The 25845-nt window shown below is 35.3% G+C and carries 26 protein-coding genes; 21 read left to right on the plus strand and 5 right to left on the minus strand.

The window, feature by feature from the left end; translation table 11 throughout:
• Window positions 1–47: 47 nt before the first annotated feature.
• Window positions 48–1175, minus strand: coding sequence for an N-acetylmuramoyl-L-alanine amidase (locus KRODI_RS00385; protein ID WP_013749577.1), 1128 nt, complete (start codon window positions 1173–1175; stop codon window positions 48–50).
• Window positions 1176–1352: 177 nt separating this feature from the next.
• Here KRODI_RS00385 and KRODI_RS00390 point away from each other — a divergent pair, with 177 nt between their 5' ends.
• A complete protein-coding gene (locus KRODI_RS00390; protein ID WP_013749578.1) occupies window positions 1353–4118 on the plus strand; it encodes a putative LPS assembly protein LptD in 2766 nt (921 codons plus the stop codon).
• Window positions 4119–4170: 52 nt separating this feature from the next.
• The gene (locus KRODI_RS00395; protein WP_041295568.1) at window positions 4171–4551 is read left to right on the plus strand and encodes a Rid family detoxifying hydrolase; all 381 of its coding nucleotides are present in this window, start codon (window positions 4171–4173) and stop codon (window positions 4549–4551) included.
• A gap of 44 nt (window positions 4552–4595) precedes the next feature.
• Here the strand turns inward: KRODI_RS00395 and holA are convergent, their stop codons facing one another.
• On the minus strand, window positions 4596–5600 hold the full coding sequence (holA, locus tag KRODI_RS00400) for a DNA polymerase III subunit delta (protein ID WP_013749580.1): 1005 nt from the start codon (window positions 5598–5600) through the stop codon (window positions 4596–4598).
• 36 nt (window positions 5601–5636) lie between these two features.
• Between holA and KRODI_RS00405 the strand changes: the two genes are divergently transcribed.
• From KRODI_RS00405 to KRODI_RS00420, 4 genes are all read left to right on the plus strand, one after another.
• A complete protein-coding gene (locus KRODI_RS00405; RefSeq protein ID WP_013749581.1) occupies window positions 5637–6092 on the plus strand; it encodes a type I restriction enzyme HsdR N-terminal domain-containing protein in 456 nt (151 codons plus the stop codon).
• A 48-nt stretch (window positions 6093–6140) separates the two neighbouring features.
• Window positions 6141–7145: a glycosyltransferase family 2 protein gene (locus tag KRODI_RS00410; protein WP_013749582.1), complete on the plus strand. Its 1005-nt coding sequence runs from the start codon at window positions 6141–6143 to the stop codon at window positions 7143–7145.
• A gap of 72 nt (window positions 7146–7217) precedes the next feature.
• Window positions 7218–8099 carry a flagellar motor protein MotB gene (locus KRODI_RS00415; RefSeq protein WP_013749583.1) on the plus strand — a complete coding sequence of 294 codons (882 nt, stop codon included), beginning with the start codon at window positions 7218–7220 and terminating at the stop codon, window positions 8097–8099.
• Between the two features lie 242 nt (window positions 8100–8341).
• The gene (locus KRODI_RS00420) at window positions 8342–9100 is read left to right on the plus strand and encodes a hypothetical protein (protein ID WP_013749584.1); all 759 of its coding nucleotides are present in this window, start codon (window positions 8342–8344) and stop codon (window positions 9098–9100) included.
• 100 nt (window positions 9101–9200) lie between these two features.
• On the opposite strand, the gene KRODI_RS00425 is transcribed toward KRODI_RS00420, so the two are convergent.
• Together KRODI_RS00425 and KRODI_RS00430 are read right to left on the minus strand one after the other, a co-directional pair.
• The gene (locus KRODI_RS00425; protein WP_013749585.1) at window positions 9201–9818 is read right to left on the minus strand and encodes an L-threonylcarbamoyladenylate synthase; all 618 of its coding nucleotides are present in this window, start codon (window positions 9816–9818) and stop codon (window positions 9201–9203) included.
• Between the two features lie 72 nt (window positions 9819–9890).
• Window positions 9891–10103, minus strand: coding sequence for a DUF2945 domain-containing protein (locus tag KRODI_RS00430; RefSeq protein WP_013749586.1), 213 nt, complete (start codon window positions 10101–10103; stop codon window positions 9891–9893).
• Window positions 10104–10208: 105 nt separating this feature from the next.
• Between KRODI_RS00430 and KRODI_RS00435 the strand changes: the two genes are divergently transcribed.
• Window positions 10209–11108 (plus strand): alpha/beta hydrolase, encoded by a 900-nt coding sequence (locus tag KRODI_RS00435; RefSeq protein ID WP_013749587.1) that lies wholly within the window; start codon window positions 10209–10211, stop codon window positions 11106–11108.
• Between the two features lie 135 nt (window positions 11109–11243).
• On the opposite strand, the gene KRODI_RS00440 is transcribed toward KRODI_RS00435, so the two are convergent.
• A complete protein-coding gene (locus tag KRODI_RS00440; RefSeq protein ID WP_041295569.1) occupies window positions 11244–13580 on the minus strand; it encodes an ATP-dependent helicase in 2337 nt (778 codons plus the stop codon).
• Window positions 13581–13783: 203 nt separating this feature from the next.
• Here KRODI_RS00440 and KRODI_RS00450 point away from each other — a divergent pair, with 203 nt between their 5' ends.
• From KRODI_RS00450 to KRODI_RS00510, 14 genes are all read left to right on the plus strand, one after another.
• A complete protein-coding gene (locus tag KRODI_RS00450) occupies window positions 13784–14167 on the plus strand; it encodes a VOC family protein (protein WP_013749589.1) in 384 nt (127 codons plus the stop codon).
• A gap of 251 nt (window positions 14168–14418) precedes the next feature.
• Complete coding sequence (locus KRODI_RS00455) at window positions 14419–15387, plus strand: hypothetical protein (RefSeq protein WP_013749590.1); 969 nt, start codon at window positions 14419–14421, stop codon at window positions 15385–15387.
• A 184-nt stretch (window positions 15388–15571) separates the two neighbouring features.
• Window positions 15572–16483 (plus strand): DUF5655 domain-containing protein, encoded by a 912-nt coding sequence (locus KRODI_RS00460; RefSeq protein ID WP_013749591.1) that lies wholly within the window; start codon window positions 15572–15574, stop codon window positions 16481–16483.
• Window positions 16484–16587: 104 nt separating this feature from the next.
• Window positions 16588–17328 (plus strand): hypothetical protein, encoded by a 741-nt coding sequence (locus tag KRODI_RS00465; RefSeq protein WP_013749592.1) that lies wholly within the window; start codon window positions 16588–16590, stop codon window positions 17326–17328.
• Between the two features lie 198 nt (window positions 17329–17526).
• Window positions 17527–19431: an NACHT domain-containing protein gene (locus KRODI_RS00470; protein WP_013749593.1), complete on the plus strand. Its 1905-nt coding sequence runs from the start codon at window positions 17527–17529 to the stop codon at window positions 19429–19431.
• Entirely contained in the window at window positions 19431–19646 is a 216-nt protein-coding gene (locus KRODI_RS15205) for a suppressor of fused domain protein (protein ID WP_262485283.1), read from the plus strand. The genes KRODI_RS00470 and KRODI_RS15205 overlap by 1 nt, the downstream gene beginning before the upstream one ends.
• 123 nt (window positions 19647–19769) lie before the next feature.
• Window positions 19770–20213, plus strand: a complete 444-nt coding sequence (locus KRODI_RS00475) for a hypothetical protein (protein WP_013749594.1) — start codon at window positions 19770–19772, stop codon at window positions 20211–20213.
• Window positions 20214–20445: 232 nt separating this feature from the next.
• Complete coding sequence (locus tag KRODI_RS00480; RefSeq protein WP_013749596.1) at window positions 20446–21063, plus strand: hypothetical protein; 618 nt, start codon at window positions 20446–20448, stop codon at window positions 21061–21063.
• A gap of 138 nt (window positions 21064–21201) precedes the next feature.
• Window positions 21202–21573 carry a hypothetical protein gene (locus KRODI_RS00485; protein WP_013749597.1) on the plus strand — a complete coding sequence of 124 codons (372 nt, stop codon included), beginning with the start codon at window positions 21202–21204 and terminating at the stop codon, window positions 21571–21573.
• 186 nt (window positions 21574–21759) lie between these two features.
• Entirely contained in the window at window positions 21760–22407 is a 648-nt protein-coding gene (locus tag KRODI_RS00490) for a hypothetical protein (protein WP_013749598.1), read from the plus strand.
• A 108-nt stretch (window positions 22408–22515) separates the two neighbouring features.
• Window positions 22516–23463 (plus strand): hypothetical protein, encoded by a 948-nt coding sequence (locus tag KRODI_RS00495; RefSeq protein ID WP_013749599.1) that lies wholly within the window; start codon window positions 22516–22518, stop codon window positions 23461–23463.
• A gap of 97 nt (window positions 23464–23560) precedes the next feature.
• Window positions 23561–24271, plus strand: a complete 711-nt coding sequence (locus tag KRODI_RS00500) for a class I SAM-dependent methyltransferase (protein WP_013749600.1) — start codon at window positions 23561–23563, stop codon at window positions 24269–24271.
• 90 nt (window positions 24272–24361) lie between these two features.
• Entirely contained in the window at window positions 24362–25201 is an 840-nt protein-coding gene (locus KRODI_RS15030) for a M23 family metallopeptidase (protein WP_158306993.1), read from the plus strand.
• Between the two features lie 138 nt (window positions 25202–25339).
• The gene (locus KRODI_RS00510; RefSeq protein WP_013749602.1) at window positions 25340–25810 is read left to right on the plus strand and encodes a GNAT family N-acetyltransferase; all 471 of its coding nucleotides are present in this window, start codon (window positions 25340–25342) and stop codon (window positions 25808–25810) included.
• Window positions 25811–25845 lie beyond the last annotated feature (35 nt).

Raw genomic sequence — 25845 nt, forward strand, 5'->3', positions numbered from 1 at the left:
TAAAACAAATGTAGGTCAATTGTTAAAGGCAGTCCTTACGTATAAGACTAATTTAACACTTGATTGAGGGGCACCTTTATATTATCCTTATTAAATGATACGATAAAAGCCTCTTTATACCCTTTGTTTTTTGCTTCTTGTAATTGCGTGCGAGCTAAGTTATAGTCTGAGGTTGCGCCATAATAATACTTATATAGACGACCATCTTTAGAACGACTTACAGACTTGAGACCCTTAAAATTATAAGATTTAGTTTCTAGCTTACGTTTACTCGCTGCCAGTTGTACTTTAAAAGTTACGCCCTCTACTACCTTAGACTTAGTAGCAGTAACCGGAGCACTTGGAGTTTTCACTACATGATCTGCAATCTCTACACGCTCATTTATCTGTATACTCTTCTTGTAATTAGTAACTGCTTTACTTATCGCTTTAGCCATTTTATCTTGACCTGCACTAGAGTTTAAGAACTTCCCTTCCTCATTATTAGTAAGGAAACCTGTTTCTATAAGCACACTAGGCATTACAGATCTGTGCAATACCCAGAAAATAGCTTGCTTCACACCACGACTGCTGCGCTTTACGCTCCCTGTAAATTCATTTTCTACAAAGCTTGCTAGGTTGATACTTTGATCTAGGTATTCTTCTTGCATAAGCTCAAGACCTATACTCGTTTCGGGACTGTTAGGATCAAAACCTGCGTATCGCTTCTCATAGTTTTCCTCCAGTAAGATTACTGAGTTTTCTTTTTTGGCAATAGCCATGTTTTTAGCGTTACCGTCTATACCAAGTACAAAAGTTTCCGTTCCTTTTGCTTGTGAGGAGTGGGAATTACAATGTACACTTATAAAAAGGTCTGCATTTGCATTATTTGCAATATCTGCTCGCTCCCATAATTCTAAGAAAACATCTGTTTTCCTGGTATAAATTACTTCGACATCAGACTGCTTTTCTAATTCTTTCCCTAATGCCAAGACGACATTAAGGGCTATATTTTTCTCATAGTATCCGTTTCCACGGTTACCACTATCGCCTCCTCCATGTCCCGCATCAAGAACGACTTTAAATTTTTTAGAAGAATTATTGGATTGCGCTTTCGCGAAAGCGCCTGAAAAACAACTAACTACAAGCAAGGTAGTTGTTAAATAAATATTAAATATGTTTTTTTTACGCATCATTTATATCAAATATGACTCTTTTGAACGTTAGGTATTAAATTGATCTCTGTAAATAGGTAACGTGCTTTACACGCTTGTTATTTTCAAAATTGCATTTCTAGGGCTGTAGCCGAAAAAAATATACGTAATTTTGACACTTTAATTGATAATTATTTGCACAAAAATAGGCTAATCGCATTGCAAACAAAAACTGCACACTTTCTTATTGTACTCTCTCTTTGCTTGCTACCATTGCTTAAGGTAAGTGCACAAGAACTCCCATCCAAGAATGATGCCAGACGCGTACCAGCAAGGGACACGACTTTAATCCAATCGGCGACAGAAGGTTTTGCGAGGCTTGATTCTATCACTCCTACCGTAGTTACTATAGAAGATACTACGAGAACTATACAAGATTCCATCAAACAAAAGCCAGAAACCCTGACTGACAAGGTTGTTTACAAGGCAACAGACTACCAGCGCATATCACAGCGTAAAAAGAAAATTTACCTTTATAATGAAGCCGAAATCGTTTACGAGGATATGAAAATAAACGCGGGTGAGATTATTCTTGATTATGAGACTAACACCGTTTTTGCTCGAGGAATCGAAGATTCTGCAGGAAACTATTCTCAAATACCATTTTTTGTCCAAGGTCCTAATCAAGTTAAGCCAGATTCCATAAAATTTAATTTTGATACGCAACGAGCTCTTATCTATGGTTCGCGCGTAGAAAAAGCTGGCGGACAGCAAATAAATTTAAAAGCAGAACGCAGTAAGAGAGTAAATGACTCTGTAATCTTTATGAGTAATGTAAAGATTACCACCTCTGAAGATCTTGATAATCCAGAATATTACTTTCTAGCTCGTAAAGTAAAGTTTGTACCTGGTAAAAAACTTGTTGCCGGACTTACTAATATGTACATCGCAGATGTTCCTACTCCTATAGGATTACCATTTGCTTTTTTCCCTATGGAAAAGGAAACAAGCGTTTCTGGTTTTATATTACCAGGACCTGGAGAAAGTAGAGAACGTGGATATTCCCTTACAAATGGTGGTTACTATTTTGCACTTAGCGAGTACTTTAACCTTGCACTTACAGGTGATTATTACACAAACGGTAGTTATGCCATTAGAGCAGACACGGATTATAAAGTACGTTATAAGTTTAATGGTAGGTTTAGCTTTAGTTCGGAGCGCATCTTGTTTAGTGAGCGTGGCCTTCCAGACTTTTCTGAGACTAATACATATAACATACGCTGGAATCATAGTCAGGATACGAAGTCTAGTCCTAACAGTAGATTTTCGGCCTCTGTAAATTTAGGTAGTAGTAACTTTTATAGACAATCACTTAATCAAGCCAACACAGGTAACTTCTTAAATAACAACTTTAGTTCTTCGGTTTCTTACTCTCGCACGTTTCCTGGTACAGTGCCTGTAAATCTAACTGTTGCTGCAACTCACAGCCAAAACTCACGTACGGAAGAAATTACCATGTCGCTTCCTACTACCCAACTTAACGTAGATAGAATATATCCTTTTGCTGGTAATTCTGGATCTAAAAAAGGGCTTATCAAGAATTTGAACTTGAGTTATGCTTTAAGAGCAGATAACCGCTTTAGAACAAATGACGATGAGTTTTTTACAGCTGCCATGTTTGAAAGTGCAGAAACCGGAATAAGACATAGTATTCCTATTGCAACCAACTTTAAACTCTTTAACTACATCAGTGCTTCTGTAAGTGGTAGTCTTGAGGAGAGTTGGGTATTTAAGACCATAGATCAAAGTTTTGACGAAGAAACCAATACTGTTGTGCGAGATACTGTAAATGGTTTTGATGCTTATAGAACCTACAGAGGAGGTTTAAGTTTAGGTACCACAGTGTACGGAACTTTTAATTTTAAGGAGACGAGTAAGATTCAAACCATACGCCACGTAGTGCGTCCATCGTTAAGCTGGTCTTACACCCCAGCTTTTGATCAGTTTTACGAGACCTACACTAGACCTGATCCTAATGACGTGACAGATCCTCAAAATGTAGAAGTAGAATACTCAAGATTTGATGGAGGATTCTTTGGTGCCCCTAGTAATCGCGTTTCTAATTCGCTCTCGTTTAGTCTTGCAAACACACTAGAAGCAAAAGTACGGAGTAAGGATAGCACAGATACAGAACCCAAGAAAATAAAACTCATCAATAACCTCAACATCAGGACTTCCTATAATTTTGCTGCAGATGATCTCAAGTTGTCACCTATCTCTGTAAATGGATCTATCCCAGTTTTACAAGAAAAGCTTGACGTAAACTTTAGTGCAAATTTAGACCTCTACGCACTTAATAGTGCAAACCAGCGTATAAACACGCTTAATATAAATAATGGAGGTAGCCTTTTTAGACTTACAAGTGGGCAGGCGAGTTTTGGGTACAGTTTTTCTAGTAGAGACTTTGACAAAGATGCTAAGGCTGGCGTAAATACAGATCGAACAGAAAACGAAACCTTTGCAGGTGGTGGACGTCCAGATGATTTATTAGGAAAAGGTGTTGACATTACTGGAAATACAAATGCTGGAAATCAGGAGCCAGAAGACGAAGAAGAAAAAGAGATTGAATTTTATAGGTTTAAAATTCCATGGAATTTACGCTTTGGGTATCAAGTAGGATACGCAAACAATGCACGTCAAAACGACGTAAGCTCCCACTCTATCGTGATAAGCGGAGATGTAAAATTAGGAAATAGATGGACGGTAGGTGGATCTACAGGATATGATCTTGCGAACCCAGGTATCACCTTTACCTCTCTTAACTTTGCGCGTGATCTTGAGAGTTGGAATATGCGTTTCAGTTGGGTTCCTCCTGTAAACTCAGATCCTAGTAGAACCTCTTGGAATTTCTTTATCGGGATTACTGGTAACCTACTTAGTGATATTAAATACGACAAACGCCGTACTCCTGATCAACAATTATAAGTACGAAATGTATAATCACGCTTTCGCGAAAGCGTACCAAATACTATTACTCATGAAAAAAATTATCACCACACTAAACGCTCCGGCTCCAATAGGCCCTTACAACCAAGCAACATTAGTAAATGGAATGCTGTACACAAGCGGACAGATTGCGATTATACCAGCTACTGGTGAACTCTTTAAAGGATGTATAGAAGAGGAGACTGAACTTGTAATGCAAAGCGTAAAAGCGATTCTTACAGAAGCGGGGATGACTTTTGAAAACGTCGTGAAGACTTCTATTTTCATTAGTGATATGGAAAACTTCGGGAAGATTAATAGTGTGTATGGAAAGTACTTTGATGAAGCGACAGCTCCTGCAAGGGAAACGGTAGAGGTGGCAAATCTTCCTAAATATGTAAATGTAGAAATAAGCGTTATCGCAGCAGAATAAGCTAACCTACACTTCAAATAATTCTGAGAGCTGCTTGTAAAATCTTAATTCATGATTTTTACAAGCAGCTCTTTTAGTAAGTCGTTACTTGCAAAAGCACTCGCTCCTACCCCTTTACTCTTTACATCTACTTCTCTTATTAAGGAGATACAAGCACTTACTTTTTTCATAGGGTAATTGCGACCTGCAGTAATATATTCCTCTACAAAAAAAGGCGAGACACCCAGTGCTCTTGCTACCGTAGTCTTATCCTTTTGAGGAAGCCCGTGATATTTGAGAATACTCGCAAACAAACTAAACAACTGGCTCACTGTTAAGACCAGCGGATTATCCTTAGGATTCTGTGTAAAGTATTGTGCAATCCGCTGTGCCTTCACAATATCCTTCTCTGAGATTGCTTTACGTAACTCAAAAATATTGAAGTCCTTACTGATCCCGATATTCTCTTCTATGGCTTGTGGTGTAATCTCGCTTCCTTTAGGAAGAATAAGCATCAACTTATTGAGCTCATTAATTACTTTCCCTAAGTCATTCCCTAGATAGTCTACTAGAATTTGTGCCGCTTTAGGTTGGATATGGTATCCCTCATCTATAAGCACACGACGCAACCAGTCGCCTACTTGGTTTTCATAAAGTTTCTTACTTTCATAATGAACTCCGTATTCCTTTAGGGCTTTTGCGAGTCCTTTACGTTTGTCAAGCTTCTTATACTTATATGCCACCACAAGCACCGTTGTAGGTTGTGGGTTTTTCACATAATCTGCTAGCTTCTCAATCTGGCGCGAGAGATCTTGCGCTTCCTTTACAATTACCACCTGGCGTTCTGCCATCATAGGATAGCGCTTTGCGTTACTCACAATATCTTCTATGGTAACGTCACGACCATAAAGCACCACTTGATTGAAGCCTTTTTCAGCTTCATCGAGTAGATTATGCTCTATATAATCTGAAATTTGATCTATAAAATAAGGCTCTTCCCCACTTAAAAAGTAAATGGGTTTTATGATTCCTTTTTTAATGTCTTCAACTATGTTTTTTGCGTGCTTCACCTTTGGGTTTTCCTGCAGAACTCGTACTATTGTGGTATGCAACAACTCTCTTTTCCTGCATACTCTTTCAGACTCAAAAGTAGCGAAAACAAACGGTATATTTTTGACGTCATTCGTAAAAAGTTCTTGGTACTCACTCCCGAAGAATGGGTGCGACAACATATATTACAATGGCTCCTGACTGAAAAAGGATATCCGCTAAGCCTTATCAATGTTGAGAAAGAAATTAAAGTAGGCAATACGCGCAAACGTTATGATATTGTCATTTTTAATAAAGATGGCTCCCTCCTACTTATTGTAGAGTGTAAAGCTCCGGCTATAAAAATTACCCAAGAAACCTTTGATCAGATAGCCCGTTATAATTTGCAATTACAAGCAGATTACTTGATGGTGAGCAACGGACTTTCACATTATTATTGCCAAGTAGACACAGTAGCAGAGCGTTATGACTTCTTGCGATCACTACCAGATTATGAGCGAGAAGTAAAATAAGTACGCTTTCGCGAAAGCGGAATCCCATAAAAAGCTTTTATTTGCAGCGTGAAAACAGCCATCGTCATCTTAAACTGGAACGGAAAAGAACTACTTGAACGATTCCTTCCCACTATAATTGAGCATAGCACAGACCTCGCTAGTATTTATGTAGCCGATAATGCAAGTACAGATAACTCTGTAGGTTATGTAAAAGAACACTTCCCTAGCGTTCACATTATAAAGAATGCTATAAATGGCGGTTATGCAAAGGGCTATAATGACGCACTTAAGACTATAAAGGCAGATATTTATGTACTCCTTAATAGTGATGTGCAAGTGACTAAGGGCTGGCTAACACCTATGATTGCTCTTTTTGACGACCCTAGGGTGTCTGCAGCGCAACCTAAAATTAAAGATTTAAAAAAACCTTCACACTTTGAATATGCAGGTGCGGCTGGAGGTTTTCTTGATAAGTTAGGATATCCATATTGTAGAGGTAGACTTTTTGACACTTGCGAGGAAGATACAGGACAATACGATACTACTATAGAAGTACAATGGGCAAGTGGTGCTTGTCTCTTTGTGAGAGCATCTACCTTCTGGGAAGTGGGAGCACTAGATGAAATATTCTTTGCTCATCAGGAAGAAATAGATCTATGCTGGCGCATTAAAAACAAGGGATATCGTGTACTCGCTTGTGGTGATAGCGAAGTGTATCATCTAGGCGGAGCTACACTACCCTCTGCAAACCCAAAGAAGACATTTTATAACTTTAGAAATACGCTTTTTAATATTGTAAAGAATATTAAGGGGTTTAAAGCGATATTTATCATATTTTCAAGACTTGTGCTTGATGGTATTGCGGCACTAAAGTTTCTATTATCTGGGCAGCCTAAGCATCTTTTGGCTATATTGAAGGCTCATTTAAGTTTCTATTTACACTTACCTGCGCTATTAGAAAGACGCTTTCATCTAGTATCCTCTAGACGTTATGCCGGTACAACCTCTATTATATGGAGTTATTTTGTGCAGAAAAAGCACACATATAAGAACTTAAGTAACAAACCATAAATTACTGTTAACAAGTATCTATGGCATTGCCGTTTTAGTACATTTATCACAAATTTAAAAGTTACACAAACTATGAAACGATTATTGATTGCTGGTATTACCAGTGCCCTATTACTTACTTCTTGCGTTTCTAAGAAAGAATATGCTGCGCTTGAAGCAAGACAACAAGAAACTCAAGATCTTCTAAACTCTGCTACGGTAAAGTTAAATTCTTGTCTAGAAGAAAAAGCAAGTGCCACTACTCGTGTGAAGTCATTAGAAGAGCGCATTGCTGAAATGAGAAAAGACAAAAATGAACTTATACAAAGTTCTAAAGACCTTACGATGCTTACAAAGCAAGGAGCGTCTAACTTAGAAAAGTCACTAGAGAGCTTAAAAGAAAAAGACCTTAAGATTAACCGTCTTCAAGATGCCCTTACTAAAAAGGATAGTGTAACACTTGCACTAGTTACAAGCCTTAAGAAAGAAGTAGGTATCAACGATACAGATATTGAAATCAATGTTGAGAAAGGTGTGGTATTTATATCACTTTCTGATAAAGTATTATTTAAGAGCGGAAGCTATAATATTACTTCAAGAGCAGAAGAGATCTTAGGAAAGGTTGCTACTGTAATTAATGGTAAGCCTAACTTTGAAGCACTTGTAGAAGGTCATACAGATAACGTTCCTTATAATAAAGGAGGTGTTCTTATAGACAACTGGGATTTAAGTGCAAAAAGAGCAACTGCTATCGTAAGAAAGCTCGTAGACCTAGGAGCAAATCCTGCACAGCTTATTGCTGCTGGACGTAGCGAGTTTGTTCCTCTAGTAGATAACAGTACTGCAGAAAACAGATCTACAAACCGTAGAACGAAGATATATGTACTTCCTAAGATTGATCAATTTTATGATATGATTGAACAAGAAATGAAGAACATGTCTGGAGAGGATGTAGAGGTTGAAGAAGGAAACTAAGAATCTCATTAGAACTCTTACAGAGAAAAGCGACTATCGGCAAGATAGTCGCTTTTTTCGTTTAAAGACACAAAAGAGATTCTCAAACTATGTTCTTGAACGTCAAAATCATCGCTTAAAGACACAAATTATACGTTTAAATGTTAAAATTTAGTGTACTTGGTCGATTATCGTCTTAAATGTGCGGTTCATAGATGTTTTCACAATACTTTAGTTCTATCGCAAATTAATACAGACCAATTATGAAGAATTTTACACTAATTATCTTAGCTCTTTTCTGCTCATCAATACTTGTTGCAGGAATTTCTCCAAAGGAGAAGCAGGCTCTTGTAGACTTATACAATAGCACTAACGGAAATGAGTGGACAAGTTCTTGGGATCTTTCTCAAACTCCAGAAAACTGGATGGGTGTGACGATCATCAGTGATAAGGTGTTTGCTATAAGCCTTAAGGACAATAATCTTACGGGTACGCTCCCAGCAAGTATTGGTAACCTTACAGGTCTTAAAATATTAAATCTGCACAAAAATAACTTAGAAGGAACAATACCAGCTTCTTTAGGTTCTATTAAGGGTCTTAAAACAATCAACTTATCTTTAAACAAACTTGAAGGGAATATCCCTAATGAGATCCTTGCGATGGGAAGTTTAGAGTATTTAGATCTTTTCTTTAATAACTTAAGTGGAGAATTACAAAGCGATCTTTCAGGATTGAAAAATTTAAAAAGACTAAGTCTTGCAAACAACGACTTTAGAGGACAGTTACCTGCAGCGATAGTATCATTAGAAAAACTTACAGACCTACAAATTAGTAGTAACAACTTTTCAGGTAAGTTACCAAAAGGTCTATCATCATTACCACAATTAAAGAAGCTTAACCTTTTTGATAATAACTTTACAGGTGAGTTTCCTACACAGCTTAATGCTCTTAACTTAGATGAGCTTACGTACAACAACAACAACTTTACAGAAACTGCTACCCTACTTGCGGCTGGCGAATAAGTTACTAGTCTTTAGGTTAGATTAGTAAGTACCCCAAATCTTTAATTAGATTTAGTTAAGAGCCTCTCCCTTTGGAGAGGTTTTTTAATAGGTATACGTTTTATAATTCTGGGCTACCTTTTCCTTCTCTTATAAGGATAGGCTCATCACCCGTAAGGTCAATTACGGTAGAAGGAATATTACCTCCATAACCACCATCAACTATTACGTCAACACGGTTCTGCCATTTCTCAAAGATGAGTTCTGGATCTGTGGTGTATTCTATCACCTCATCTTCATCATAGATGGACGTAGAGATAATAGGATTACCCAGTGCTCTTACGATGGCTCTTGTAATCTCGTTATCTGGTACACGTATTCCTACTTCCTTTTTCTTTTTAAACACACTAGGCAAGTTATTGTTACCTGGTAATATAAAGGTATAAGGTCCTGGTAGTGCTCTTTTAAGTATTTTAAACGTCTGCGTATCTATTTGTTTCACATAATCTGAGAGATTACTTAGATCTTCACATACAAAGGAGAAGTTGGCCTTAGCTAGCTTTACTCCTTTTATCTGTGCTACGCGTTCTAGCGCTTTGGTATTTGTAATATCGCAGCCTAATGCATACACGGTATCACTTGGATAAATGATAAGTCCGCCGTTTTTTAGGATTTTTACGATTTCCTGTAAGTCCCTGGGGTTTGGATTTTCTTCGTAGAGTTTTATAAACTTTGACATGGCTGTATTTTTTTGTGAATGTACGAGTAACAATTAATATGATAATCACGCTTTCGCGAAAGCGTAACTTCCCTAATCTACGCGCTCTACTTCATCCTCAAGTTTGAGTACTTTATCTCCATCTTCTTGCTCGATATACAATGCTTTATTGCCTGACTCTCCATTGCGAGTGACTTCGCTACCTTTGATAGTTTTGGTTACTTTCTCTGTAAAAGTTTCGGTTACTTTTCCTTCTGCGGTACCGTTACCCCACTTCCACTGTACTTTTGTTCCTTCTTTGATCATAACTTTTTTATTTAAAGTTACTTATAAGCTTAAAATATCTCGCAGAAACTAACGCAACCTTAACATAAAAGTAAAATCTGTGCGTTATACCTTAAAATTATCTTAATGAAACTACTATATATCCTATGCTTACTGGCTACAATGAGCTGGAGCTGCTCAGATAGTGACGAGACTACCACAGATGTTATTACACCTGACACGGAGATGGAAGAAGCTGTTGCACTCGAGGCGCTTACCCTTACAGATGTCCCTTACGGTAATGATCCTGCGCAGGTATACGACATCTATTTACCTGCAGGACGTAGTGCTGCCAAAACCAAGATGATTATCCTCATACACGGTGGTGGCTGGACAGAGGGAGATAAGGAGAATGTATCTGCTTTTATAAATCTAGTGCAATCACAACATCCAGATTATGGCGTGGTAAATATGAATTACGTGCTGGCAGATCCGCCAGCGATACCGGCATTTCCTAATCAGTTTCTGGATGTGCAGGCAGTTATTAATCAGCTGAATGATACGAGTAGCGAGTTGCAATTTAATAATGAGTATGCTTTTATAGGACTTAGTGCTGGCGCACATATTGCGATGATGTATGACTATACCTATGATGTGGACGACCAAGTAAAATTTGTAGCCAACATAGTAGGTCCTGCAGATTTTACAGATCCCTTTTATGCAGACGGCCCAGGTTTTGAAATCTACATAGCCGCACTTACTGATGAAACCGCCTATCCTGAGGATGCAAATTACAGCGAACTATTAAGCCCTGCCAAAGTAGTCACTGCAAGCGCTAGCCCTACCCTTCAGTTTTACGGAGATCAAGATCCGCTGGTGCCGCTTACTAATGGTCAGCGACTAGATACGGCGCTTTCTAATGCTGGTGTTCCGCACATCTTTACCATTTATGAAGGTGGTCACGGAGATTGGGATGCAACGAGCTACCTTGATGTACAGCAGAAAATAGGCGCATACATCGACCTCTACTTACCTATAGAAGATTAAGTCATATTACTAAACAATATGACGAGATAGAAGGTGTTCCTGTATAGCTTTCGCGAAAGCGTATTTATCACCATAAAAAAATGCTGACATCTTGTGGACGTCAGCATTTGTATTTTATATCAGCTTGTGTGCGTACTAGCTTACGATTTCAAGTTTGGCAAAACGTAGTAACAACTTTTTGAGACCACCGTTTTCAAAATTAATTTCTGCTTTTTGATCTTGGCCTTTCCCTTCTAGTCCTACCACAATCCCTTTACCAAAACGGATATGCTTTACCACCGTACCCGCTTCTAGTGCTCCCGCGAGTGAAGAGACAGGCTCATCACCGCTAGTAGGTCTTATCTTGCGCAACTTACGTAGCTGGTCTTGTGATGGATTACCCACTCTAGGTGGCGTACCACTCACCGGCTTCTTTAATCGTAATTTACTTTTATCTACCTCGCCATACTCATCTATATCCATGAGTGACTTATAGCGGTTTCTCATCATAGGCGTCTGGTAATCCAGATACTTATCATCTATTTCCTCTATAAAACGGCTAGGCTCTGCATCTACCAGTTTACCCCAGCGATATCTAGACTCTGTATAGGTAAGGTATGCCTGCTTTTCTGCTCTTGTAAGTGCCACATAAAACAAGCGGCGCTCCTCCTCTAGCTCACTACGCGTGCTCATACTCATACCAGAAGGAAAGAGATCTTCCTCCATACCCACGATGTATACAAATGGAAACTCAAGTCCCTTTGCTAGGTGGATGGTCATAAGCGCCACGCGGTCATCATCACCCGTATCATTATCCATACTTGTGGCAAGTGCCACATCTTCTAGGAACTCTGCAAGCGATCCTGTAGTATCTGCTAGCTCCTTTTGCTCCTCTACAAAGTCGCGCATACCGTTGAGCAGCTCCTCTATATTTTCTATACGAGCAACACCCTCTGGAGTTCCATCCTTTTTAAGTTCTTGTAAGAGTCCTGTTTTCTTTGCTACCTTTTCTGCCACGGTAAAGGCATCACTTTGCTCATTAAGAATCTGGAAACTCTTAATCATCGTTACAAAGTTCTTAAGCTTAGTCTGTGTACCACGATTTATATTCATCGAGGGACCCAGCTGCTCGATCTTCTCCATCACCTCAAACATAGAACGCCCGTAGTGTTTTGCCGCCACCGTAAGCTTGTCTATGGTCGTACCGCCTATTCCTCTTGCAGGATAGTTAATCACACGTTTAAGTGCTTCCTCATCTTTTGGGTTAATAAGCACGCGCAGGTAGCCCAGCACATCCTTAATCTCCTTACGTTGATAGAAGGATAACCCTCCATAAATACGGTATGGGATATCTCGCTTGCGCAAGGCATCCTCCATCGCACGTGACTGTGCGTTTGTTCTATATAAAATCGCAAAATCTCCATTCATGAGCTGGTGATTCATTCTATTTTCAAAAATAGAACTCGCCACATAGCGTCCCTCCTCACCATCTGTAGGAGAGCGGTGCACGATAATCTCACCACCATCTGGGTTTGCGGTCCATACTGTTTTATCCAGTCTGGTTTTGTTTTTTTCTATCACACTGTTTGCCGCCTCCACTATCACTTTTGAGGAGCGGTAATTCTGCTCTAGGCGGTACATTGCTACATTCTCATAATCCTTCTGGAAGTTCAAAATGTTATTAATGTTTGCCCCACGGAAGGCGTAGATACTCTGCGAGTCATCTCCCACTACACAGATATTCTGAAACTTATCAGACAGTGCCTTTACAATAAGATACTGGCTATGGTTAGTATCTTGATACTCATCTACCAATATATATTTAAAACGATTCTGGTATTTATTAAGTACCTCTGGAAAACGGTTAAGCAACTCATTTGTGCGTAGCAGTAAATCATCAAAGTCCATCGCTCCTGCCTTAAAACAGCGATCTACATACTCTGCATAAATCTCCCCCATACGCGGGCGTTTTGCCATCGCATCTGCCTCTACCAGCTCAGGATCATTTTGATACGCACGTACCGTAATCAAGCTGTTTTTAAAAGAAGAAATACGGTTTTGAATCTGCTTATACTTATAGATATCCTTATCCAGCTGCAGCTCCTTGATAATCGCGCTTATTAAACGCTGGGAGTCTTGGGTATCATAAATCGTAAAGTTAGACGGGTACCCTAGCTTATCTGCCTCAATACGCAAGATTTTGGCAAAAATGGAGTGAAAGGTTCCCATCCATAAATTCTTTGCCTCAGAGCTACCCACAATATCAGAGATACGCTTTTTCATCTCACGTGCCGCCTTATTTGTAAAGGTGAGTGATAAGATGTTAAAGGCGTCTACTCCCTGAGACATGAGGTAAGCAATACGTAAGGTAAGCACTCGCGTTTTACCAGATCCCGCACCTGCAATTACAATTAATGCTCCCTCTTTATGTAGTGTGGGAGCGCGTTGGGCCTCGTTTAAGCCCTCAATATATACTTCTAATTTTGAATCCATAGCAGGGGTACAAAGTACGGATTGATCACAAGAATTAAAACCACAATCCATGATTTTATAGCTCTTTTGTAAACAATAACAATAGGTACGCTTTCGCGAAAATATGACACCTCGCACCTCCCACCTTCCATGATAACTATTGCTAGCGAGGAGTGACGTATTTCATTAAAAATGAAGATATTTAGCCTCCAAAACCAATCACCATGAGCACATTCTTTATAAATCATGTAGCTATTTCTGTACAAGACGTAGCCGTCTCCATTGCTTTTTACCAAAAAGTATTTGGGCTTACCGAAATAGAAAATACCGCCTCTGTCTCCCCTACTCGCTGGCTCGCCCTAGGTGATAGCAAGCAACTGCACCTCATCCCAAGACCAGGCGAAACCGTAATCACTAACAAAGCAGTACACCTCGCACTCGCCACGGCAGATCTTGCTTCCTTTATCTCACACCTCAAAAACCTAGACATAGATTATGCCGACTGGCGAGGAACGCCTACTAAAGATTATGTGCGCAATGACGGGATACAGCAAGTGTACTTCCAAGATCCAGATGGCTACTGGATAGAAATAAATGATGATGCCTAGCACCTAGATTTAGAATGCTGAAACTAACTATTTTACATTTTTTTTACCCAAAATGAGGAAAGTCGTAAAGAAGTATGGGTGAGAGGTTGTAGATTAGCTTTTTAGAAAGTGAATGAGTGATTTTACTTTTTGAAAATGAAGATTTAAAAATTAATAATATAGATCATCTTGATTCTGGTTTTTGCTAGGGTTGGGTGATGTGATTAACAGACTTGCTTATATATGCAAGTTGTCACTAATACAAAAGAACATTGCAAAACGAAACAACATCAAGCATTACGAATGATTCATTGAATATCTCAATTCAAGATAGCTTGTTTGTTCAAGTCAAAAATCTCAACGAAAATATTTCTTCAATTCACTCTGATTTACATAATCACCTTAATCAAGGAAAAGATACAATTCTAGGAGTTTCATATGATACATTTTTTACCGTAGTTTTTACCATTTTAATTTTTGTAATTGGAGTTCTAATTGAAAGGTGGATTAAAAGAAATAATGAAAAAAATGAGCTGCATAAATTAAAAGACTATTTCAATAATCAATTCGATGATTTGAAAAATAACATAGTTCCTGAATTACGAAATGGTTACCAAAAGTTTTACCAAGAAACCATAAGTTTGGATAACGGAGTTCCTACGACTGCGCCGAAAGTATTAACCAACACATACGACCGCTTATACAATTTAGAATCACCTCTATTATTCAAAACGTTTAAAAATAGCTCTGATTTTAATCTGGCTTTTTCTCAAATAGACTTTATGAGAAATCTTATGATTGAGGTTGATAATTACCATTCAATAGTGGTAAAAAGAAGTGATATATTTAAGTCTGTTTTTACAGAACTCGATAAAAAATTTATGGATAAAGTAGTTCAGTTTACCGAATTTGAAAAGAATAACAATCCTCATTACGCACAAGACCCAACATATCAACTTTTAGATTCAAAAGTGCAATACTATCATCAAAATATAGTTGGGAAAAGAGCTTTGGTTGATTATTATCAAAGTGTTATTAGACCAGTTCAAACACAAATAGTGAGTACAAATTTATTTAGGACTCATCCTATTGGGAGAGAGATTTCAATTTTAGGTAGAGACATTTCTCATCAATATAACCACTTAAGAATATTATATGTTGAAATTCGTCAACAATATAGATATTTTACCCAAGTATTAAACCGAACGATTTCTAAATTAGAATCTCTGAACACCGAATAAGTACTAGTGGCAACAATGTATATAAAACATAGCTATTACAGGTTTTCCGAGAGTTTTTATGTATTTGCGAAGACCGCCAAATTTTTAAATTTGGCTTGTCTGTAATCCGAAAATTATCACTTTTTAATGGCGTTACTTTTCATATACAAGACTGTTGATATTCATTAAAAGATAACAATTATAAATGGCATTATACAAAATAGAAAAATCTTTAAAATACATTAAAGAAAAACCATTTCGTCTCGAAAAAGAAATCCAAGACTTAACAGAAAATAATCTAAAAACAATATTCGGACTTGAATTTGTCAAATCAGAATTTGCGCTGAATAATTTTCGAATTGATACTCTTGCTTTTGACATTGAAGCGAATTCTTTTGTGATAATCGAATATAAACGAGATAAAAACTTTAGTGTGATTGATCAAGGTTATGCTTATTTGTCACTAATGTTAAATAACAAAGCTGATTTTATACTTGAATTTAACGAAAGTCAAAACAGAACACTGAAAAGGACTGATATTGATTGGTCTCAATCCAGAGTCCTTTTCGTTTCCCAGAAATTTACTAATTATCAACGTGAGGCTATAAATTTCAAAGATTTACCAATTGAATTATGGGAAGTAAAGAGATTTGAAAATGAAACTGTTTCATTTGAACAAATTAAAAAGGCTGGTGCTCAAGAAAGTATTAAAACGATTTCTAAAACGGACGAAACAATTGACAAAATATCTAAAGAAATAAAAGTTTACTCTGAATCTGAACATCTGAAAAGAGTAACAGAAGAAACAAAAGAGCTTTATGAAAAGGTTAAAAGTGCTCTTTTAAATTTAGGCGATTTAGAAGTAAAACCAAAGAAGAAATATATAGCTTATGTTTCTGGAACAAACGTTGTCGACATACAAGTTCAAAAGAGCGCTCTTAAACTTCATATTAACCTTAAAAAAGGGGAGTTAGAGGATTCAAAAAAACTGACGAGAGATGTTTCTGAAATTGGTCATTATGGAAATGGAGATTACCAATTACAATTCAGTAACGATGAGGATATAGAGTATATTATGAGTCTAATAAAACAATCTCTGAAAAAGAATAAAAAATAACAAAATTCCAAAAATGGTATTAATTAATAAGGGTTTTGGTGCTTAACCCAAAATGTAGCGCTATTTTACTAAGACAGCCAAGACGTTGGCATTAATTTCACAAAATGAAGATATTCGAAGAATTAAAGAAACCTCATAATCTTATAACTCTTGCATTAACAATACTATCTATAAGTTTATCTATTTATTTTTACGTCAATAGTTTGAAAGTTAAAGATATCAGTTATGTTTTAAATAATCCGCCTTCAATTATATATGATAGTCAGAATTATTCGTCGGAAATAAAACTACTAGTTAACGATTCTTTGTTAGCAAAAGAAAATGTTTATCTATTAACAGGAACAATATGGAATAGCGGAGAACTTAGTATTTATGCTAATGATGTAAGAAAAGATATTGAACTAAATATTGGTAATGAAAATAAAATACTTGATTACAAAATAACTAAAACTATCGATGAAGAAATTTCTGGCTTTAACCTCACTAGAGTAGATACTAATTCTTTACTTCTTGGTTGGGATTATTTTGATCCAGATTTTGGATTCAATTTTCAAATCATTTATATGGGAAATGAAGTTCCCTATTTCAATATTACAGGTAAAATTCTTGACATAAAAAATTTAAATCAAGTCGTCCAAAGGAATAAATCCAGCCTTTATAATAATATAGTTATGGCTCTTGTTTATTTAGTAATCTTCTTTTCTATTATTAGATTATTTGTAAAGAAAAAATTTCGTTTTGAAAAAACTGATTTGTTAATGGTATTGATACTTTTAATATTAGTTCTGGTTTTCGTCACTGCAATTCTACCAAATCTATATCTACCGAAAAATATCCCTCTATAAACTAACACAAACAATATATATAGCTCATATACATATTGTTGCTTAACAAAGGTTTAGTGCTTTTAACTAAGTCCGCCAAATCTTTTTGATTTGGCTTTTTGAACAAAAAATATAATTAGAAAAATTCAAAAATTCGGCTTGTGTAATCCAAAATCTACGAACTGCACATAGTGCCGTTTGTCGCAAACAAAAAAAACATTGGAAGAAGAAAAAATATATCTCGAATTAATTAAGGCAGGAATTAAAATTGCTTCTGACTCACTAACTAAGGTTGTGAGCAGAATTAATGAAAATAGACTTCAAAGGAAGAGAGATAAAAAACAAAAAAAAACACAAGAAAAAACAGAAAGAATTATTCTTAATCCAAGTGAATTTTTTGATGTAAACATTAGTATTGATTATGAGAATAGTATAACCAAAATACAAAATCATATTAATGAAATTGAAAGGTGGGCAGATGTAATTAAATTTAGTGATTTAAGTAAAAAACGAAGCTTAAATTCAGTTTACATACAACTAGACACCTATGTAGTACCAGTAAAAAGGCAATTCAACTTTAATGAAAAGAAAAACACCTTACCGTTGGAGAAAGCTGTTTTGTCAAATAAAGAGCACTGTGTAATTTTAGGGCAACCTGGTGCAGGAAAAACTACAAGTCTGAAAAAAATCTGCAATTTAATTATCACGGAAAATAACGATACGCAGTATACATTCCCTATCCTACTTCGATTTAGAGACTTGGAAGAAATAGTTAAGTCATCTATTCTTAATCATATTTTAAATATAACACCCATAATATTTGAATTCGCAGGAAAAAAAGATTCGGATTTTAATTCAGATATCGAGAAAGTTAGAGAAGAAGCTGTTATTACATTTCTAAATTCTATTAACGCAATTCTAATTTTAGATGGATTTGATGAATTAAAAGATTCTAATTCAAAAAATATCATTTTAAAAGAACTTCGAAAATTAGCTTCGAAATTAACTAATGCTAAAATAGTATTAAGTTGCAGGACAGGCGAATTCAATTATGAATTAGATTATTCAAATACGTTCGAGATAGCCCCTCTAAATAATAATCAAATTGAACTTTTCGTAAATAAGTGGCTCAATGATGAATCTAAATCACAAGACTTTCTCAATAAAGTAAGGAATAGCCCTTTCGCAGATACATCGATAAAGCCACTTTCATTAGCACACCTTTGTACAATTTATCAGAGAATAGGAAACATACCAGATCAACCAAAAACGATTTATAGAAAAGTGGTTAACTTATTAATAGAAGAATGGGACGAACAAAGAGCTATTACAAGAGAATCTGCCTTTGACGGATTTCAAACTGATCAAAAATTTGAGTTTTTAACTAACTTATCATATTATCTTACGATTAATTATCAAACTTCTACTTTTTCTGTTTCCCAATTTGAATTAGCTTATGAGAATATATCTGAATATCATAATCTACCACTTAAAAAAGCAAGTGAGGTTGTTAAAGAATTAGAATCTCATACTGGACTTTTTATTGAATCAGGTTATGACAAATTTGAATTTGTTCATAAATCAATTCAAGAATATTTATCAGCAGATTATATTGTGAAATTACCATCTTTAAACACAGTTAAAAAGAATTTTGAGCATTTAGGTTCTGAGTTGGCCATTGCTGTATCAATATCTTCTAATTCTAGTTTGTTTTTTATCGAATTAGTTTTAAATTATTTTAATAAAACCAAATTATCAAATGAATTTTACAACTCTTTTATTTCTCGCATTATCTCTGAAAACCCTGCATTTAAACAAGAAGAATTAATAGGTGTTACTGCTTTAGTCTTGTTATCAAATTGGATAAATCCTGAGAATAAAGTTTTGAATAAATATTCTAAGCACGATGTTTTCATAGATGAATATTCAATATTTATTGAATTCTCTAAATGCCTTAATCTTAATGATCAAAAATTAAAAATATCCAAATACTACAAATACAATGGCGGAGTTCAAAATAAGGGAATAGCTGAATTGATACGAGTAAAAATTCCAGAAAATCACAGGAGGCTTCCAAGCAAAATATTCATAACCAACAAATTATACTCGGAATTTAACAAATAATCGTTTTTAACAAGGATTTTCATTCTCCAAAGTTAGCAGACAAAACCATTGACTTTTACTCATTGATTCCTCTCTATAGCGAAGAAGTTAATGTAAAGATTAAAAAAGGCGTAGAAGCGCTTTTTGACGGCTTTGACAAGCACGCCGTGACAGATATATTAGTATTAAACAGGCCTAATACTGCCAAAAGAAAAAAGCTTTTTGGGTTGTTTTAGGGAGGATAACTTTTAAATCAATGAACTTAAAAATATGACTTGTGTTTAATATGAAACGGTTTGGTCTTTTTATAAGTCAACCTCTATGTAAAGCTCTCTTAATAACCATTAAAAACTAAATAAATGAAAAAATTATTACTTCTATTACTAATCACAATATCTGGAAACTCATATGCTCAATCTAGTCCACAAGATTTAATTGACACCTTTTTTGAAACATATGAAAAAGACGCTGGTAAAGCTGTAAAAGAATTATATGAGACAAACAAATGGACTGATAGAATAAAAGATGATATCGATAAAATTATTGGTACTGTGAATGGGTTTTCTGAAAGCTATATGGGTAAGTACTATGGATATGAAATCATAACTACAAAGAAATTTGCTGAGAGCTTTGAATTATATTCATACCTAGTAAAATACGATAGACAGCCCCTTAGGTTTATATTCAAATTTTACAAACCAAATGACAAATGGGTATTATATTCATACGCTCTTGATGATAACTTAGATAATGAAATTCAAGAAGCAGCAAAACTCTATTACTTAGAATTAGATAAAAACTAAACTCAATAGCACTAAAAAAATCATACAAGTGCTATCAACAATTACCATAATTGCCGCTGTATTTTTTGTTTACAATTGGATCATGAATGATGATGGAATTGATTCTACCTTCTCACTAATTACTAGCACTATGGCCTTAGGAATTTTAATTTTCGATAGAAAATACAAGAACATAAAGGCAGAATTACAAGCTAGAGAATAGTATAACTAATTATAAAAAAAATAACTATAAATGAAATATTGGATTATCTCACAAACCGAATTATTAGACAAATATTTAATAGCAAACGAAAAGGCTATTTGGATAACTGATTTAACAAAGGGTTCAAATATAGATGACCTTATCGCCTCAAAAAGTCTGGGTACGGTACAAAGTATCCGTTATGAAGATTTAAAAGAGATTGTATTTATTGATACAGATGATACCATAGAATTAAATTTCAAGCATGACAAAACCACCGACGAAGAATTTCAGCTTGATAAAGATATCTATTCAGAAATTCGTGACTATTTAAAGGCCAACTTGAAAGGAACGGAGTTGAAAAATTATTCTGTTTTCAAACAAATCATACCTCAGCTAGTTATTCTAGGTATTATTTCAATTTTCACTGTAACATCCTATGCCGCTGCAGTAGAAGCGGAAAGTGGAGGAACTGTAAGAACAACAGGCAGAAGAGCCTGGTTAAAGAAAATAATTGCATCTACTGGAGAATTACTAGGAACTACCGGAACTCTTATTATTGGACTAAGTTTAATTGGACTCTGTATTTACTTTTTAGCTAAGAAAATTCAGCATCCAAAAAAGGGTGAAATCCTTAAAATCACAAATTCCCCAAGATTGAGCGTCTAGTGATACATCTAGGATGTTTGATGGTGTGTCATTTAGAATTAGCTTAATTAAAACATAGACTACTGGGTATTGCTCTGTTCATACTTTCAAGCTTACTTTGAGCTAGAAACGTTATTAAAATCATTGAAAAGTAAACACATGAAAAATATTATACTCTTGACTTTACTATTAATTTTCTCTTATCAGGTGAAGTCTCAAAGCACTTATAAGAAAGAAAGAACATTTTCAAAAAAATGTTATTGTTATGTTGTAAATGAAGATTTGACCAAAGAATATAAAGAGGTAAGTTGTAGACTTACCAAGCTTACCACAGAAGAATTAACCTCATTACAATCTAAATTAAAAGACCTTGATTATGACGTTGATATTACGGGTGTTATTGACCAGAAAACCAAGGTTGCATTTCTAAAAGATAAAAAGGAAAGTAGAGTAAGAAAGCGTGCCGAAAGAAAAAGATTGAGAAGATCTAAAAAGAATAAAAAAGAGGAAACTAGTTCAGTTAAATCATGAATAATATATGCAAGCTAAAAATTGAGTTGAAACCAACATCAAGAAATGTACAAGCTTTGAGCTTTATCTCAGGGTTTGCAATAGATTAAAATAAACTGCTAGTTACCTATTTCTTGTTTTGATAAATAAGTGCACCACCGATTGCCAAAGGGATCATTTAACTCTAAGACAAGCCACGGAAGAGATATGAAAAGAATAATCACAATTTTAGCTTTAATATTATCGTTTAAATCCTCTTTTTCTCAAAAAAAAGAAATACCACCTGAGGTAATTATAAAAGCGGAGTTCTATTTAAAAGAAGCCGTTGGAGAAAACTTATTTAAATATTTTGAAATTGCTCCTTGGTATATTGAATACTATCAACACAAAACAAAACCAAGGAAAAGAAAAATAAAGAAAAATTATACTGGTAAAAAAAAGAACTATAAGAATATTAAAAAAGTAAATTTCCACTTAAAACATCCTGATTTTCAATATGACAATATTTACAAATACAGTACTGTCATATTAGATTTTGATTTAAATCTAGTTGAAAAAATTGATATTGATTATATACCGAAATTTATTTTAGAAAATAAACAATCAAATTGGTTGAATGAGAAGAAAATTGACAGCATTGCGGAGTCAAAAAAAACTAAAAAAGGGATTAAACCAATTAGAAAAACATTGGTTTTTGACAAAAAATCAAAAAGATATTATTGGAAAGTGATAAATCAACTAAATGAAAAATTAAATTTTCGTTGTGATGTAGAGGTTATAGATATTAATCCTATAACTGGCATTGTTTTAAAACAATATGAAACAGAATATCGAATATTCAAAGAGTTTCTATAAGAAACATAGTAAAACAAAGAACTACGCTTAAAAACAAGCCTACCACTAACAATTTGACTATAAAACATCAACCTAAAATTTTCGCCGAAAGGCTAACAAACTATAACAATGAAACATTCATCAATAATCACCCTACTTCTTTTATCTATTTCAAGTATGATTGTTGGGCAAGAATTACCATCACAAAAAACGGAGCGTCACCTTCAAATTAAGGGAACGAATATTTTTATGATTCCTCCGGTATCATTTACAGCTTCAGATAATTTTAAGGGTTTTCAAGATCCACAAGACCCATCTTCCATGATTATGGCTTTTGAAATCCCAGGGCCTTACAGTGAAGTATCAAAAGGCTTTAATGCAGACATGCTAAAAACACAAGGCATGGAAATGAAATCCAGAAAGGAAATTAAAGTAGGCAACTATAATGGAATATTTCTGGATGTAGAGCAACCCGCAAACGGGATGATGTTTTCAAAACACATTCTTATTTATGGTGACGAAAAATCTAGCACCTTACTAAATGGTGTGTATGTAAAGGACTCTCTTGAATTAGGTGAAAAAATAAAACAAAGTGTGCTAAGCACTTTTGTGGACGCTACGGTAGAAAAGAATCCTAGAGAGGCACTTAATTACTCACTAAATGAAGATGTAGGCTCTTTAAAATATCTAGCAGTTATTGGTAATGGATTCCTCTTTAATAGGGATCTAAAAACACCAACAGAAAGTATTGACAAAGCAAGCTTACTCACCGATAAATCCTTTGTACAAGTGAATATCGCAGATAAAAAATTGTTTTGTATCTCGCGATTAAAAAAATATCCTGATGACTACTCCGTAATCCCAAGCAAAGGAATCAACAGCATAACGATTGATGGACTAGATGGTTTTGAGCTGTTTGCCACAAATAATGACGACAATAACGAAGAGATGTACCAGGTGATCTTATTTGATGATAATGGAGGGTATTATTTATTTGTAGGAACCTACGTCCCTGGAAGCAATCAAGCCATATCAGATATAAAGAACGTTGTGCAAACTTTTGAAAGGAAGGAGTAGTTGTGATTAGTATATTGCTTTTAAGATGGTAAATTCTTTAAAAACATTCCTTTTCCGTCTACGCAAATCGCAAATAACACTAACCAACCCATAGCACATGAAAGAAATTTACGAGCCTAAATTTGTAGAAAGGCTATTTGATAACATGTCAAGTTCTTATACAAAAATGAATTACATCACATCATTTGGGTTCAGCGAAAGATGGAGAAGACAATGTGTGGAGGAAATTGACATTGAAGAAGGAAAGGTTGTAGTTGATCTTATGACTGGAATGGGAGAATGCTGGAAACATATTTTAAAAAACTCAGATAGTAACTCTCAACTAATTGGTCTTGACTTTTCATCTGGAATGATTAATCGCGCTGAACGAAGAAAACTTAAATTCAGCGATTCTAACATAACATTGCTAAAGGAAAATGTATTTGATAACTCTATAGAAAGTGGTTCTGCAGATTGCGTGATTTCTGGATTTGGATTAAAAACATTTAATGATGAGCAACTTGTACAACTTGCCAATGAAATTGACCGGATTCTAAAGCCAAGCGGAAAGTTCTCATTGATTGATGTTTCTGTACCGAAATTCAGAATTTTAAAGCCTTTTTATATGTTTTACCTAAAGAATATTATTCCGATTTTAGGGAAAGTATTTTTAGGAAGTCCTGAGACCTACAAGATGCTAGGTATTTACACTCAAGAATTCGGGAACTCTAAAAATGTATATGATATTTTTAAAAAAGCCAATTTTGAAGTTGAGTATATTGAATATTTTTTCGGGTGCGCCAGCGGAATTAAAGGTGTAAAAAAATAATATTTAAATATGAAGAGCTGGATTAAAAAGAGCATCAAAATATTGGGAATTCTAAGTGTTATGTCCGAGTTTGAAATAGATGGAAAATATATGAAAAAACTTATCCTTTTCCTGTCCATAATTTGCCTTGCAGCTTGCAATAGCCTAGACAATTTCCCTAAAGAGCAGTACTCTCCAGCTAAATCAAGCTTTAAAGAAGCGTATGAAAACGACACTATATCCTTTCATTTAAAGAACCCTCTTATGTGTCCCATAAGCGTCAGACTTGTTGAAGATGCTACGTATCCTGACCTAGCAACTCTTTTCGGGCACGTAACCTTAAGCAAATCACAAGACACTATTATTAAGATTCATTATCCAGATGTACAATCTACTGTAAAACCAAAATACAGCATTGAATACGGGGATTTGCAGCGTGAAGTCAACAAAAGCAGCATAGGATTACCATTTCCAAAGGGCAAACAATACAAAATCATACAAGGCTTTAACAACAGCTTTTCTCATAATAAAATCACGAGTAAGTATGCTATTGATTTCGATCTAAGCATAGGGGATACCATCGTCAGTGTAGATGATGGATATGTGGTAGGATTGATTGAGAAATACAAAGATCATGGTACAAGCCAGCAATGGAGAGATAATGATAGAAGTAATTTCCTAACCGTTTACCATCCTGACAGCGGTTTGTACTCTCAATATGTACACTTAAACTATGAAGGAGCCATCGTTGAGCTTGGTGATTATGTGGAGAAAGGGCAACCCATAGCGATTAGCGGAATGACGGGTTTTACCACCGTTGAGCATTTACATTTTAACGTTAGAATTCCATCTGCAACTAATGGCCTCATATCTACCGAGTATACATTTGACAATGCCGTAGATGCAAGTACATTAAAAAAAGGTGATGTAGTCAGAAATTACAATGAATAGAAAAATGTCTACCCATTTACTTGATACGGTTTGAGTAATTACGCTTTCGCGAAAGCGTACCTGAAACAATTGAAATTTTTATGAAGTATATTTTAGTGCTCCTACTCTGCTTACATCAGATAAATATATAATACTATCATGACAGAAAATATCATCATACGTAATGCCCATATAAATGACCTTGAGATTTTAAAATCTTTTGAGCAGGCAGTGATCTCTTATGAGCGTCCCTTTGCTCCAAATTTAAAAGAAGATCCTATCACCTATTACAATATAGTAGATCTCATAAATAATGAAGACGCTACCCTACTAGTTGCCGAAGTAGATAATAAGATTGTAGGCTCGGGATATGCGCTCATACTAGATGCTAAACCCTACAAGAACCCTGCGAAATATGCGTACCTAGGTTTTATGTATGTATTGCCTAGCTACCGAGGAAAGGGAATAAATGGTAAAATCATTGATGCGCTAATTACCGATGTAAAGAAGAAAAATATTACAGAGATTCAACTTGATGTGTATGCCGAAAATGAAAGCGCACTGCAAGCTTATAGAAAGAAAGGATTTAAACCAGACTTGCTTAAAATGAGAATGGATACAAGCGATTAATGTGGACAAAAGATCTATTAAAAAAGAATTGAGCG

The sequence above is a fragment of the Dokdonia sp. 4H-3-7-5 genome, from assembly GCF_000212355.1.
Taxonomy (GTDB): Bacteria; Bacteroidota; Bacteroidia; order Flavobacteriales; family Flavobacteriaceae; genus Dokdonia.